Here is a 14,558-nt window from a genome sequence, read left to right as displayed (position 1 = left end):
AGCCGCAACTCAGGTTGCGGCTTTTTTTATGGGGGACCGAATCACTCAGCGTGGTTGTAGCGTCAGGAATGCACTGTTGGCCAGTTCCTTGCTGATGATCCCGCGGTGGATATCGATTTTCTGTTTCGGATCTGTAGCCTTGGCCATCGCCGATTCGTAGGTTTCGAAGCGTTGTTCCCTGGTTTTCAGATGGGCCTGGGTATATTGCGTCTTGGCATCATCGAAGCGCTCATAGTGGAAATGCGCGTACCCCCAGGGTTGATCGTCTTTGTTCAACAGGACGTACTCCTGCATGAAGTCTTTACGTCCGGTTTTCAGTTGTACGCGATTACCGATCATGCGTGGGTAAACCTCCTTGCACCGTAACAGAAACTCCACACCCTCACTGCTGGGGGGCTGGGCCAGTGTCATGCGGATGCGCAGTTCCGATGCCTTACTGTCGAGGGCTCGCGCGTGATCGCGTAAATCGCGGATTAACGAGGCATCTTGTTCCCGGTTTGGCGAGGGGGCCTCATGGTGTTCCAGACCCTCGGCATACCCGGTCAGCTTTTGTGCTTCGCGTTGCAATTGTTCTTCAATTTCCTTGGGTGAGCTTGCGCGTTGCGCGTAACCCTCGATTTTCCTTACCTGCTTGTCGACATTGGCGATGGCCTTGCGGGCATCCCCTTTGAGCTGTGCGTAGGAGTGCGCGGAGGCCTTGGGTGCGGGCTGCCTGACCTCGATCATTTCTACCCAGACATTCGGTTCATGTTCATGGAACGAAGCCAGTGGTGCATCTTCGAGTGGACCGTTGATATCAACAATGTCTCCGCCCTGGTTAGCCACGCGGGGGCGAATATCGCCGATCAGAGTGCCCTTGGCGGTTTTGATGACCCGCTTGCGACTGGCCCATGAAGAGGGGCGCTGGATCGGGGGCTTGCTGGCTCCGGGTGAAGACGGACCGGGCTCGGAGACCGAAGGTTGCGGGAGATTTTGAAGGTCATCGGCCAGACGTCGCTCGGCATCGAGGCGCAGTTCACCGATGATCTCTCGCAGGCGATTGAAGGCCGCCGGCTGTAATTCTTCGGCATTGAAGATGCCGATACTTTCAAGCCCATCCAGTGCTTTGCGGTAGTGATCGACCAGGTTGTCCAGAACGGCGATCCGATCGCTATTGTTATAAGTGCGAGAAGTTTGCAGTTCGGAATGGGAGCGAGACAGCAGCATCAGGGGATCGAGTGCGCGTTCGAGTGGGGCCATGGTGGCGCTACCCAGTTCCTTCAGGCTGAGAATACGCAAGATGCTCAGTTGGTAGGATTTGACTCGCAAAGCGGTCAATTCATTCTCGGAGCGATTGTCGGTCAACCGTTTCCAGTCCTCCAAGCCCAAGCGAGACAGGTGTTTAAGCTCCGCAAGTCGGCTCTCTGTTTCTTCGTAGAACCTGATCATGGTTTCGTTGACTTCGGAGGTCCTGCGCATGAATTCGAAGTATCGATCCAGTACGACGTTGCCCTTGTCCTTGATTGCTTCGCGCAAGTGTTCGATACCGCGGGTCAAGTCCGCGTAAGTTCGATTGGTGGCTTCCCGTTCCCGGTCAGCGATGACAACACGTTTGCGCGCGTTGTTGATGAGATTCTCCAGCAAGTTGCGCTGCAGGTTTGGATCGGGATCGGATTTGCTCAGAGCGCTTTTTTCGCGGATTTCGGCAAGCGCCGTGACATAGGTTTCGCTCTGTTTGTCCAGCTCGTCTGCGAACCGTTGGCGAAAAGTGGTGCGATCCTGCTCGCTGCTGGCGGGGTCGTTTGTTTTCAGCTCCATCAGCTTTTCCGCGATATCAACGCGTTTTTGCACCTGCGTCTGTTGCTGCAAGAATTCCTGGTGGTTCAGTTCCAGCAGGCTGATGCGTTGTTGTTTGCTCTCGCGCAGGGCATCCCGCCTGGCGTTACGTCCTCCGCCGAGCAGTTTCAGCCCTTGATCCAGCGTCCACCGGCCGTATCCATCGGTTTTGAGCTTGATTCCCGGATGGTCGGGATGCTCGGGATGCACCAGGTAGGCCTCACCGAAACCGGGCACGACACTCACGCGAAACAGCAGGCCGGCGACCGTGACGTGCCATTTGTTGTCGATCCGGTACAGCCCCTTGAACGGACCGGTTGCAACAGGCTCTGGCAGAGACGCGGGCCATGCAACCTTGACCGCCTGCAGCTTGTTGAACAGCCGCGCCGAGGTCGAGTCCCGAGCGGTCGACAGGTTGAAATCCAGCAACGTATTGCCACTGCCCGGCGGTTCGGAGGGCAGTCCGGGTGTTTCTTGAGTGATGGTTGTCTCGGGATGCAGCAAGTCCAGTGGCAACAGACGGCGCAGCGGATCGAGGGTCACCGGAGCGTCTTCGCCCATGCGCTCTGGCGCGAGTGCAGGCCGTTCACCTTGAGTTCGTGCGACATGCAAAAGGAGCAGGCCGATGTTCAAGAGCACATCGATCCAGGCCAGATTCCGGGTAGTTGGGTCATCACTGTCCAGTGCGGGCAGGTCGTTGATCAGGCTATGGGTGATTTGCAGCATCCAGCCCACCAGCATTGCCGGGCCGCGCAACAGCGGCAGTACCAGGTTGTTAAAGACCAGCCAGCCACCCTCAAGGATGATCGCCCAACGGCTTTCGGCATTGGACACCGATTGCCTGTCAGCCAGATCGGCCAGCGCCCGGGCGTTGCTGGCGAACAGGCTGGCCGGCAATCGACCTTCCTCCACTGCACTGAGCCACTGGGCCGCAGCTTCGTCGCCTGCCAGAATCGCCGGTTTCGGCTTGTCTGGCGGCGAGAACTCGTCGCCGATGTGAAAGTGGTTGATATGCGGTTCGTTGAAACCGTTGTTGTCGTAAACCGGACGTGCGCGGTCCGGGAGCCAGGTCAGCACGCTGGTTTGCAGCGCGCCCTGTTGCGCGACCGCTTTGAGCAAGTCGCTGCGTGCGGCGTATTGCTGCAGTGACGGGGTGTACAACGGGCGATAGAGGATATGCGGAGCACTGGCCTGCAAGTCTTTGGGCTCGATGATGAACATGTTGGCGGCCACATCACAGTCGGCGCCGTCCTTGCGTTGGAACGCCAGAGGCCGGATGACCACGGCTTGTTCGTTGACGACCCGTTCGGCGGCGGTGCGATTCATCAACGCATCGACATAGCGATACCCCAGATGGGTGAACCCGTGCTCACCCTTGATCGAATGTTCGAGGGCCAGCAGGGGGAGATGAACCGACAGTTCCAGCGCGAACAATCGTTCCCGCTCCCGTGCGTCGTCGGTCTCGCCGAGCAGCAAGGTTTCGATCAGTTCGGGATAGTGCTGGCCGACATTGACCCGGCTCACCAGGTCCAGCAGATAGGCGTCGGTAGTCCACTGCTGAATCAGTTGGTCTCCGGTGTGACGGACAGTCATGCGGCCCTTGGGTTTTGTGGCGAGATTGTTGATCGCCAGCTCGGTCAGGGTCATTTTGACGGTTTCGATGTAGCCGCTGCCGAGGTCACCGACGGGTACATGAAAAGTCAGTTCCAGCTCGTCGGAGTTATAACCGGGCGCCAGCGGATAATCTTCCTGCATCTGCTTGTGCAAGGCTTTTCGGGCAAACGTACGAAGGTCGTCGATGCCATCGTTGAAGGTGCGCCCCTGGGTCTGTTGCTTGACGCTGGCCATGGCCAGGACGTGCTTGCGATAGGCCATGCGGTCAGTGGGTGTCGCCGCTTGCAACCACCTGGGAATCGACGCCTGTATCGGTTGAAAAACGGCCTCGTCCGGTTGGCTGTCGATGAACAGCGTGGCGACTTCGGTGATCGCATCAACGTGTTTCGCCAACTCGCCCAGGCCCTGGCTGGCGGGCAGTTTGAGCGCAGCCAGATCTTCCAGTTGCCGGTTCAGGAGCAGGGCAGCCTGAATGTCAAAGATGTTGCCGTCCGGCTCAAACCGCTTCCAGGTGATGACATCGGCTTTGTATGCCCGCTGAAACCGTGCGCCCCAAGCCAGGCCGAAAGCTTCCAGGGAAGAGAAGGGCTCGATTTTGCCGGTCACGCTGCACAACAAATGGGTTTCACCACAAGTCACCAGGAGCTCGGAGGCCTGCAGCGTAATGGAGACGTCACCGTTGGTCAGGGTGGTTTGCAGGGTGCAGGCTTGTATGGGGCCTTTTGACCAGGATTGCTGGAGACGCTGCAGGTTGTCCGGGTGGCTGGCCAGCTCCGCGAGAATCCCGGCCTGCACCGGGTTGCTTTTCGACAGGCGGGTCGCGGATGTCTGCAGGACGCCGGCCAGCAAGTTTCCCAGCCATTGCCAGCGGCTGACGCCGGCCTCGTCCTTTTGGTTCCAGTAAAGGGTCAGCGATTCCTGGAGCCCGATGTGCAGCAAGTCGGGCAGCTCAAGGATGACCCCCGCAATCACCTGGAGATCAGGCAGGCGTGATGTGGTTTTGCCGACAGTCAGTTGCGCGGGCGCACGGTTGGTCAGAAAGCAGGCACGACCGAACCGCTCGCTGAAAGCGACAGGTGTGCCGCTGGCCAGATAATCCAGTACCAGGTCCAGCAGTAACGTGAGGCGCCAGGCCCCGTTGGGAATCGGCTGCGCGATTTTGGTTCGCTCAGGGTCGAAGTCCAGTTGCGGGTACTTTTCCAGTACGCCGTCCTTGAGCAGGCGAGCGGTTTCCGAGCGCAGGGTGGGGCGGGAGCTGAAGCGGGCGCTGACGGCGTGCGCGATTATATCGGTCATGTCCGCCGTGGCAGGGGGGGATGCAGGTATCGGCATGATGCAATCCTTTGCATGGGTTGAGTCACGCAAAGTAAGGCGAGGCCGGAATGGATGTGCGGTAACGGGATACCGCAGATCCGACAATTCGATGATCTAAGGGATGACTACGTGGTGGCAATGAGCCCAGGGGAATTGTGGTGGTTATGCGGGATCGGTGCCGAGCACCACATTCAGCGCGTTACGCGCATCGTCCAGTTGCACCAGCGTCGCATGCCGCGCACCCAGCGCATCGCGATTCTCGATAGCCGTGAGAATCGCCTTATGCCGAGGCAACGCCAGTTCATGCAGGTTCGGCCGTTGGTTGGAGTGTTTCAAGGCTTCGGCAATCGCCACCGACAACATGTTGCACAGGTTCGCCAGCAGGTCGTTGTGGGTCGCGTCGGCGATGCGGCTGTGGAAATCCAGGTCCGGCTGCAACAAGGCTTCAGGCGTCGGTGCTGACTCCATGCGTTGGTAGGCTTCACCGATGGAGGCGATGTCTGCGTCGGTGGCGAACTGCGCGGCCAGGGCTGCAGCGGCCGGTTCAATGATGCTGCGCACGCTGGTCAGCAGGCTGAAGAACTCATTCTGCGGGCTGCTTTGCATCAGCCAGTGCAGCACGTCCGGGTCGAGCATGTGCCACTCCCGGCGCGGCTTGACCACGGTGCCGACCCGCGGACGGGAATACACGAGGCCCTTGGCAACCAGCACTCGGGTCGCTTCGCGCAGGACTGGCCGGCTGACCGCGTATTCCTCACACAACAGGGCTTCGGCGGGCAGTTTGTCGTCCGGTTTGAAGCGTCCCGAGACAATCTGCATGCCCAATTCCTGGACGATGCGCGAGTGCATGCTTTTGCGGTCGGAGGGTTTGCGGTAATCCATGGGGAACGGCGCGGTCCTGTGCGATGGGGTGCTGCGCATGATAGCAGGCGTGGCGGGCACAATCATTGTGGCGAGGGAGCTCCCTCGCCACAGGTTCTGCTGTGGTTACAGAATCCAGAGGGTCAGTGAGAGTGACGCGGCACCTCGGCTCCACGACAACCGACGAGGAAGTCGAAGTCGCAGCCCTGATCCGCCTGCAGCACATGGTCGATGTACAGCTGGCGATAGCCGCCCACCAGCAACTGTTGTGGCGGTTGCAGATCGGCCATGCGCGCGGCCATTTCGGCATCCGGAATGTCCAGATGCAAACGTCCACTGGCGCAATCGAGCTCGATCCAGTCGCCTTCCTTCACTGCCGCCAAAGGCCCGCCGGCGGCGGCTTCCGGTGCCACATGCAACACCACGGTACCGTACGCCGTGCCGCTCATGCGTGCGTCGGAAATCCGCACCATATCCGTCACACCCTGGGCCAGCAGCTTGGCCGGCAAGCCCATGTTGCCGACTTCGGCCATGCCCGGATAACCCTTCGGCCCGCAGTTTTTCATTACCAGAATCGAGTTGGCGTCCACGTCCAGTTCCGGATCGTTGATCCGCGCCTTGTACATGTCGAAATTCTCGAACACCACCGCGCGCCCGCGATGTTGCATCAGCTCGGCACTCGCCGCAGAGGGCTTGAGCACCGCACCCAGTGGCGCCAGGTTGCCGCGCAACACGCAGATGCCGCCGTCGGCGCGGATCGGGTTGTCGAGGGTGCGGATCACTTCGTCCTGGCCGTAGATCGGCGCGTCCTTGGTGTTTTCACCGAGGGTTTTGCCGTTGACGGTGAGGGCGTTCGGGTTCGGAATCAGGTTGGCTTCGCCCAGGCGACGCAGCACCGCAGGCAAGCCACCGGCGTAGTAGAACTCTTCCATCAGGAAGCGCCCGGACGGTTGCAGGTCGACAATGGTCGGCATGCCGCGACCGATGCGGGTCCAGTCGTCCAGGTCCAGTTCGACACCGATGCGTCCGGCGATGGCTTTCAAGTGGATCACCGCGTTGGTCGAACCGCCGATGGCAGCGTTCACCCGGATGGCGTTTTCGAAGGCTTCCTTGGTGAGGATTTTCGACAGCTTCAAATCCTCGCGAACCATCTCCACCGCACGCATACCCGACATGTGCGCCAACACATAACGGCGCGCATCGACTGCCGGAATCGCCGCGTTGTGGGGCAGGGACGTGCCCAGCGCTTCGGCCATGCAAGCCATGGTCGAGGCGGTGCCCATGGTGTTGCAGGTCCCGGCGGAACGGGACATGCCACCCTCGGCCGCGAGGAAATCATCAAGGGTGATCGTGCCAGCCTTGACCTGTTCGCTGAGCTGCCACACCACCGTGCCCGAACCGATGTCCTGGCCCTTGTGCTTGCCGTTGAGCATCGGCCCACCGGTGACGACGATCGCCGGCACGTCGCAACTAGCCGCGCCCATCAGCAGCGCCGGAGTGGTTTTGTCGCAACCGGTGAGCAGTACCACGCCATCGATCGGGTTGCCGCGAATGGCTTCCTCGACGTCCATGCTCGCCAGGTTACGGGTGAGCATGGCGGTGGGGCGCAGGTTCGATTCGCCGTTGGAGAACACCGGGAATTCCACAGGAAAGCCACCGGCTTCGATCACCCCGCGTTTGACGTGCTCCGCGATCTGGCGGAAATGCGCGTTGCACGGGGTCAGTTCCGACCAGGTGTTGCAAATGCCGATGATCGGCTTGCCGTGGAACTGATGGTCGGCGATGCCCTGATTCTTCATCCAGCTGCGGTACATGAAGCCGTTCTTGTCGGCAGTGCCAAACCATTGGGCGGAGCGCAGGGTGGGTTTCTTATCAGTCATGATCGGTTCTCTTATTGTATGACTATATTGTTCGAGCTGTGGCGTAACATAAGCGCAATTTCGGCTGTTTGGAAGTGTTGTTGGTTAAATAGTAATACTATATAGTCGTTTTCAACGGAGGGATGGCCCTGATGGTTTTCCGCGAGAGGCGTCCCCCGAGGTTCTATAACAACAACAATCGGAGACCGAACTCATGAGCCAGGAATTGCGGCTTATCCGTCGCATCACGTTGAAACTGATTCCCTTCCTGATCCTGCTGTACCTGATCGCCTATGTGGATCGCTCCGCCGTGGGGTTCGCCAAGCTGCACATGGGCGCCGACGTCGGCATCGGTGATGCGGCTTACGGATTTGGTGCCGGGCTTTTCTTCATTGGCTACTTTCTGCTGGAGATCCCCAGCAACCTGATGCTCGACCGCTTCGGCGCCCGACGCTGGTTCGCGCGGATCATGGTCACCTGGGGCGCTATCACCATCGGCATGGCGTTCGTCCAGGGCCCGAACAGCTTCTATGTGATGCGTTTTCTGCTCGGCGCGGCCGAAGCCGGGTTCTTTCCAGGCGTGCTGTACTACATCACCCAATGGTTCCCGATTCGCCATCGCGGCAAGATCCTCGGGCTGTTCATCCTTTCCCAACCCATCGCCATGATGATCACCGGCCCGGTGTCCGGCGGTTTGCTCGGTATGGACGGCACGCTTGGCCTGCACGGCTGGCAGTGGCTGTTCATCGTCATCGGTACGCCAGCGATCCTGCTGACCTGGCCGGTGCTGCGCTACTTGCCGGACGGCCCGGACCAAGTGAAATGGCTGGATCAATCCGAGAAAGACTGGCTGACCGGGGAACTGAAAAAAGACCTCGCCGAGTATGGCCAGACCTGCCACGGCAATCCGTTGCATGCACTGAAGGACAAACGGGTGTTGCTGCTGGCGCTGTTCTATCTGCCGGTGACCTTGAGCATCTATGGCCTCGGTTTGTGGCTGCCGACGCTGATCAAGCAGTTCGGTGGCACGGACCTGGTGACCGGGTTCGTGTCATCGGTGCCGTACATCTTCGGAATCATCGGTTTGCTGATCATTCCGCGCAGTTCCGACCGCCTGAATGATCGCTACGGTCATCTGGCGGTGCTGTATGTGTTGGGTGCCATCGGCCTGTTCCTCAGCGCCTGGCTGTCGGTACCGGTGCTGCAACTGGCGGCGCTGTGCCTGGTGGCGTTCGCGCTGTTTTCCTGCACGGCGGTGTTCTGGACCTTGCCGGGGCGCTTCTTCGCCGGCGCCAGTGCGGCGGCAGGAATCGCGTTGATCAATTCGGTGGGCAACCTCGGCGGCTACATCGGCCCGTTCGTGATCGGTGCGCTGAAGGAGTACACCGGCAACCTGGCGTCGGGGCTGTATTTCCTGTCCTGCGTGATGGTGTTCGGTCTGGTCCTGACCGGCGTGGTGTATCGCCTGCTGGAACGCAAGCATGTGCTGCCGGCCGACCAGTTCGCGGCAAGTGCCCGCGGTGCTACCCGTACCTGACGCGAGATTGGCCAACAAGTTTTGCATTAACAGGAGAAGGTTCATGCGTTTAGTTCAGTTCGAATTGAGTAATGGCGAACGCCGCGTCGGCGTGGTCGAAGACGGTCTGGTGCGTGAAGTGCAGGATGCGCACACGGTGCGGGATCTGGCGCTGGCGGCGATCGAGGCGGGCACCACTCTTGAGCGACAGGTTCAAACCCTGGGGCTGGGCATCAGCCACAACTATGCCGAATTGCTGGCCAAGCTGCGCATCCTGCCGCCGCTGGATCACCCGGACCCGGCGCATATGCTGGTCAGCGGCACCGGCCTGACCCATTTGGGCAGCGCCTCGGCTCGGGACAAAATGCATCAGCAGGCCGGCGATGAAGCGGCGATGACCGACACCATGCGCATCTTCAAGTGGGGTGTGGAGGGCGGTAAACCTGCAGCCGGCCAGGCCGGCGTGCAACCGGAATGGTTCTACAAGGGCGATGGCAGCATCGTCGTGCGACCGGGCAAGCCTTTCCCGCTACCACCCTTTGCTGAAGATGCCGGGGAAGAGCCCGAACTCAGCGGCCTCTATGTCATCGGCCACGACGGCAAACCGTATCGCCTCGGTTTTGCGGTGGGTAACGAGTTCTCCGATCACGTGATGGAACGCAAGAATTACCTTTACCTGGCCCATTCGAAACTGCGCAGTTGCAGCTATGGCCCGGAGCTTCGGGTCGGCGAACTGCCGCAACACCTGGCAGGCACCAGTCGCATCCTGCGCGACGGCGAAGTGCTGTGGCAGAACGAGTTCCTCAGTGGCGAAGCCAACATGTGCCACAGCCTGGAAAACCTCGAGTATCACCATTTCAAGTACAGCCAGTTCCTGCGCCCCGGCGACGTGCACATCCACTTCTTTGGCACCGCGACCCTGTCCTTCGCCGATGGCATCCGTACCCGGCCGGGTGATGTGTTCGAGATCAGCCAGGCCGAGTTCGGCGCACCCTTGATCAACGGCATCGCACCGGTTGAAGCAGCGTTCGAACCCGGCACCGTCGGCACACTTTAAGGAGACACCCATGACCCGGATTCTTGGTCACAACTACATTGGCGGTGAGCGCAGCGCTGCCGGCACCGTCAAACTGCAGAGCGCCGATGCCAGCACCGGCGAGGCCTTGCCCCACGATTTCTACCAAGCCACCGCTGCAGAAGTCGACGCCGCCGCGAAGGCTGCTGCCGCCGCTTACCCGGCCTATCGCAGCCTGAGCGCCGAGCGCCGTGCGCAATTTCTGGACACGATTGCCGATGAACTGGACGCCCTTGGCGATGAGTTCGTGGCCGTGGTCTGCCGCGAAACCGCGTTGCCGGCGGCGCGGATTCAAGGTGAGCGTGGGCGCACCAGCGGCCAGATGCGTCTGTTCGCCAAGGTGCTGCGGCGTGGTGATTTCTATGGCGCGCGGATCGATCTGGCGCTGCCGGAACGCCAGCCACTGCCGCGTCCGGACCTGCGTCAGTACCGTATCGGTCTGGGGCCGGTGGCGGTGTTTGGCGCGAGTAACTTTCCGTTGGCGTTTTCCACGGCTGGCGGTGACACCGCTTCGGCCTTGGCCGCCGGCTGCCCGGTGGTGTTCAAGGCCCACAGCGGCCATATGGCAACCGCAGAGTTGGTGGCTGACGCGGTGATCCGCGCTGCCGAAAAAACCGCCATGCCGGCCGGTGTGTTCAACATGATCTACGGCGGTGGAGTAGGGGAAGCACTGGTCAAGCACCCGGCGATTCAGGCAGTCGGTTTTACCGGTTCACTGAAAGGCGGTCGGGCGCTGTGCGACATGGCCGCGGCACGGCCGCAGCCGATTCCGGTGTTCGCCGAGATGTCGAGCATCAACCCGGTGATCGTGTTACCGCAGGCGCTGGATACTCGTGCTGAAAGCATCGCCCGTGACCTCACGGCTTCAGTGGTGCAGGGCTGCGGGCAGTTCTGTACCAATCCGGGGCTGGTGATCGGCATTCGTTCGCCGCAGTTCAGTGCGTTCGTGCAGCAGGTGGCCGGGCTGATCGGCGATCAGCCGGCGCAAACCATGCTCAACGCCGGCACCTTGAGCAGCTATGGCAAAGGCCTGCACAAGCTTCTTTCGCATCCGAAAATCGAGCACTTGGCCGGTAATCCGCAACAAGGCAATCAGGCGCAGCCGCAATTGTTCAAGGCGGATGTGAGTCTGTTGCTCGATGGCGATGAAGTGCTGCAAGAGGAAGTGTTCGGCCCGACCACGGTGTTTGTTGAAGTGGCGGATCAGGCGCAACTCAGTGCTGCGCTGAACGGCCTGCACGGGCAACTGACGGCAACGATTATCGGTGAGCCGGCGGACTTCGAACGCTTCGGCGAGCTGACGCCCTTGTTGGAGCAGAAGGTCGGGCGGATCTTGCTCAACGGTTATCCGACCGGTGTGGAAGTCTGCGATTCGATGGTCCATGGCGGACCGTATCCAGCGACTTCCGATGCGCGCGGCACTTCGGTGGGCACCCTGGCCATCGACCGTTTCCTGCGCCCGGTGTGCTTCCAGAACTACCCCGATAGCCTGCTGCCGGACGCGTTGAAGAATGGCAATCCTTTGCGCATCCAACGTTTGGTCGATGGCAAACCATCGCGTGATGCTCTCTAGCCGCCCACAACTGATTGGCTCGGTCCGCTGTAACTGATCGTTCCCACGCTCTGCGTGGGAATGCAGCCCGTGACGCTCCGCGTCACATCAACAGCCGAACGCAGAGCGTCCGTTGAGGCATTCCCACGCGGAGCGTGGGAACGATCATTGCGGTGTGATGAGCTATCATTGCCCTTTCCCATTCAAAGATTGACTGCCATGACTGCCGTAAACGACACCTTGCTCAACGCCCTCGAACATTGCGACATGCTGGAGATCGACGGGCTGCACGCTTTCGACTTCTCTCTCGATGAAGACGATAACCTGCACATCGAATGCATGGACGGTCGGGCGCTCAAGCGCTGGGAGTTCAGCATGGCGCAGATCAAGGCGGCGACTTTCGATCCCGATTTGAAGAGCTGGATCATCACCGGTGATTCCGGTGAACACCGTCTGGTGCCTATGGAAGCGTTTGGTGGTCAGGATGACGAGGACGAAACGAATGAGGATGCGTAACTTCTGGCCACTGTTGATCGCCGGCAGCGTCGGTGCTATGGGCGTGCAGGCGGCGCCGGTCGACAACTACGAATTGCTGGTGGGGTCGTACACCGCCGGCCAGAGCCAGGGGATTTATCGCCTTAACTTCGACAGCCGCACCGGGCAGATCGATGCCAAGCCGCTGCAAGTGGTGAAGAGCGCCAACCCGTCCTGGCTGACCGTGTCCAAGGATCAACGTCGCTTGTTCGCGGTCAACGAAAACGGCCCGGGGCAGGCCGATCCGGTAGGGCGCGTCAGCAGTTACGCAATCGATCCGAAAACCCATGAGCTGAGCCTGATCAACCAGATGCAAACCCTGGGCAACGAGCCGACCCATTCGAGCATCAGCGGTGATGCCAGCCATCTGTTTGTCAGCAACTACTCGGTGGCCGAGGACCCGGGCGGCACCCTGGCAGTGTTACCGGTGAGCCCCGATGGCAAGCTGAGACCCGTCGTGCAGATGAGCGGTCATCCGTCCAGCCGGATCGACCCCGAGCGGCAGATGTCGGCGCACGTGCATTCGGCGATCTCTTCGCCGGATGGTCAATACGTGTTTTCCAATGACCTGGGCGCGGACAAGATCTTTATCTATCGCTTCGACCCCAAGGCCAATCCGGAACTGCCGTTGACTGCCGCCAAACCCGCGTCCGTCCCGTTGCCCCCCGGCAGCGGGCCGCGACATTTACTGTTCAGCGCCGATGGCAAGCACGCCTGGCTGACCATGGAAATGAGCGCGCAGGTGGCGGTGTTCGATTACAAGGACGGCCAACTCGAACAAACGCAGTTGGTCGATCTGGCGGCGGGGCTGCCCACATCGGGCAAGGCCGCGGCTGCGCTTCACGCCTCGGTCGATGGCAAGTTCCTTTACGTCAGTAACCGTGGCACCGCCAATCAGTTGCTGGTGTTCGCCATCGACCCGGCAACCGGCCACCTCAAGGAGCTTCAGAGCCGCTCGGTGGACGGCGATCACCCGCGCGAGTTCAGTCTCGACCCGAGCGGCAAATTCGTGCTGATTGCCAACCAGAAGAGCAACCAGATTGTCGTCATCGAGCGTGACGCCAAGACCGGTCTGTTGGGCAAAACCGTGCAAAAACTGCCGATGGATGCCCCGAGCGATCTCAAGTTCCTGCTGCGTCAATAGGCCGCAGGCCCCGGTTGATGGGGCCTGCAACCTTCTATTAATGAGACTGATATCGGCTAATGCTACAAAGCATTTCAAGGCGCCGACCCTCGGGAGTTAAGTTTGCTTCACGGCCCAACCGGGCAAGCAAGCCAACTGAATCGAGGAATACCGCCATGAACTTCAATCTCTTCTCTGTTATCGCCGCTTCCGCTATTTCCGCCACTGTTGCTCTGCCTGCCAGCGCCAACGTTGAAATCAGCGACAAAAAATCCCACACCCAAAGCTACACCCAGAAATACCTGCAACAGAGCGCCAACTTCTACGCCGCACTGGATCACAAAAACCAACACTGAAATGTCAGCCCTGCACCCTTTATGCAGGAGCGAAGTCACTTGCCGATCGGCCCAAACAGGCGTCGAAAAGCCTCGAAGTGATGTCGCTCCTGCATAACGCATTTACGACAGCATCATATTGCCATCAATGTATTGCTTGATATCACATAGCCATGCGTTTAAATTTGGCGCTGATTTTTTGACTCCTTCTCTAATAAGGATCGACAGCATGGCAATGCGTCTGGCAGTGGTTCTCCTGTTTCTCTATTCCACCCCGATTCTGTCGGCTGCCCAGCCCGTTCCCAACGAGCCGGACGCGGCCCGTGAGCGCTTGATGAGTTTTATCGAGGACTGAAACACGCTGGGTTAAAGATCAATAAAACTGATAGCTACTATGCATAAAGGTCGCTAGTTATCTTCTGTTTTTTGATCGATTCTGTGGGCACTGAAACATGCCCACGGAGATCACCATGGCCAGCACCATCCTCACTTCTGCCAAACACGGCGCCTACCTGGCCATTGGTCTTTACGTGGCCATGGTGTTGGTCGTCAGCCTTTCGGCTCAATCGCAACACAGCCTTCAAGCACCGATTCAGGTCGCTTATCCCGGTATCCAGTTCGAACACCGCGCTCAACACGCGGTGGTTGATGACGTCGACTTGGCGGGGGTGGCAGGGGCATGAAAGGACGCAGACTCTGGGTCATCGCCTTTCTGGCGTTCATGACCAATGGCGCTTCGTTGTTGGGGATCGGGCAGGGCTCGGCGGGCTCGGTGGCACGGGCCATCGAATGCAACCACAACATCGCCCACAACATCCAGACCGCCAAGGCGCTGGAGTTGCTGGTGGGTAATCCGCCGAGCAAATCCAATGGCGAATTTTTCGGGCCATTCCAGGTGGATTGCTCGGCGCTGGGGATGTGCTCGGTGTTGGCCTGATTCCCCGAAACGCCATCTCCCTG

General features: G+C 59.9%; 12 protein-coding genes. 9 read left to right on the top strand and 3 right to left on the bottom strand.

Annotated elements, in window-relative coordinates:
- Window positions 1-45: 45 nt before the first annotated feature.
- The 3 genes from PGR6_RS15720 to PGR6_RS15710 all read right to left on the bottom strand — a co-directional run bounded on the left by PGR6_RS15720 (window position 46) and on the right by PGR6_RS15710 (window position 7,484).
- Complete coding sequence (locus tag PGR6_RS15720; protein WP_064618210.1) at window positions 46-4,761, bottom strand: dermonecrotic toxin domain-containing protein; 4,716 nt, start codon at window positions 4,759-4,761, stop codon at window positions 46-48.
- Window positions 4,762-4,905: 144 nt separating this feature from the next.
- Window positions 4,906-5,625 (bottom strand): FadR/GntR family transcriptional regulator, encoded by a 720-nt coding sequence (locus tag PGR6_RS15715; protein ID WP_018926179.1) that lies wholly within the window; start codon window positions 5,623-5,625, stop codon window positions 4,906-4,908.
- Window positions 5,626-5,747: 122 nt separating this feature from the next.
- Window positions 5,748-7,484: an IlvD/Edd family dehydratase gene (locus PGR6_RS15710; RefSeq protein WP_064618208.1), complete on the bottom strand. Its 1,737-nt coding sequence runs from the start codon at window positions 7,482-7,484 to the stop codon at window positions 5,748-5,750.
- A gap of 193 nt (window positions 7,485-7,677) precedes the next feature.
- Between PGR6_RS15710 and PGR6_RS15705 the strand changes: the two genes are divergently transcribed.
- From PGR6_RS15705 to PGR6_RS15670, 9 genes are all read left to right on the top strand, one after another.
- Window positions 7,678-9,000 (top strand): MFS transporter, encoded by a 1,323-nt coding sequence (locus PGR6_RS15705; protein WP_018926176.1) that lies wholly within the window; start codon window positions 7,678-7,680, stop codon window positions 8,998-9,000.
- A gap of 43 nt (window positions 9,001-9,043) precedes the next feature.
- Window positions 9,044-10,036, top strand: a complete 993-nt coding sequence (gene araD1, locus PGR6_RS15700) for an AraD1 family protein (protein WP_018926175.1) — start codon at window positions 9,044-9,046, stop codon at window positions 10,034-10,036.
- A gap of 10 nt (window positions 10,037-10,046) precedes the next feature.
- A complete protein-coding gene (locus PGR6_RS15695; RefSeq protein ID WP_064618206.1) occupies window positions 10,047-11,627 on the top strand; it encodes an aldehyde dehydrogenase (NADP(+)) in 1,581 nt (526 codons plus the stop codon).
- 198 nt (window positions 11,628-11,825) lie between these two features.
- The gene (locus tag PGR6_RS15690; RefSeq protein ID WP_018926173.1) at window positions 11,826-12,122 is read left to right on the top strand and encodes a DUF5629 family protein; all 297 of its coding nucleotides are present in this window, start codon (window positions 11,826-11,828) and stop codon (window positions 12,120-12,122) included.
- Window positions 12,115-13,284 (top strand): lactonase family protein, encoded by a 1,170-nt coding sequence (locus PGR6_RS15685; RefSeq protein WP_064618204.1) that lies wholly within the window; start codon window positions 12,115-12,117, stop codon window positions 13,282-13,284. The genes PGR6_RS15690 and PGR6_RS15685 overlap by 8 nt, the downstream gene beginning before the upstream one ends.
- A gap of 155 nt (window positions 13,285-13,439) precedes the next feature.
- Window positions 13,440-13,619 (top strand): hypothetical protein, encoded by a 180-nt coding sequence (locus PGR6_RS15680; protein WP_018926171.1) that lies wholly within the window; start codon window positions 13,440-13,442, stop codon window positions 13,617-13,619.
- Between the two features lie 208 nt (window positions 13,620-13,827).
- Entirely contained in the window at window positions 13,828-13,953 is a 126-nt protein-coding gene (locus PGR6_RS30540) for a hypothetical protein (protein ID WP_007901166.1), read from the top strand.
- Between the two features lie 115 nt (window positions 13,954-14,068).
- Window positions 14,069-14,281, top strand: a complete 213-nt coding sequence (locus tag PGR6_RS15675; protein ID WP_018926170.1) for a hypothetical protein — start codon at window positions 14,069-14,071, stop codon at window positions 14,279-14,281.
- Window positions 14,278-14,535, top strand: a complete 258-nt coding sequence (locus tag PGR6_RS15670) for a hypothetical protein (protein WP_007941322.1) — start codon at window positions 14,278-14,280, stop codon at window positions 14,533-14,535. Before PGR6_RS15675 ends, PGR6_RS15670 begins: the two co-directional genes overlap by 4 nt.
- The last annotated feature ends 23 nt before the right edge of the window (window positions 14,536-14,558 follow it).

Origin of the sequence: Pseudomonas sp. GR 6-02, assembly GCF_001655615.1 — a bacterium.
Taxonomy (GTDB): domain Bacteria; phylum Pseudomonadota; class Gammaproteobacteria; order Pseudomonadales; family Pseudomonadaceae; genus Aquipseudomonas.
This window is presented reverse-complemented; position numbering and strand designations above follow the sequence as displayed.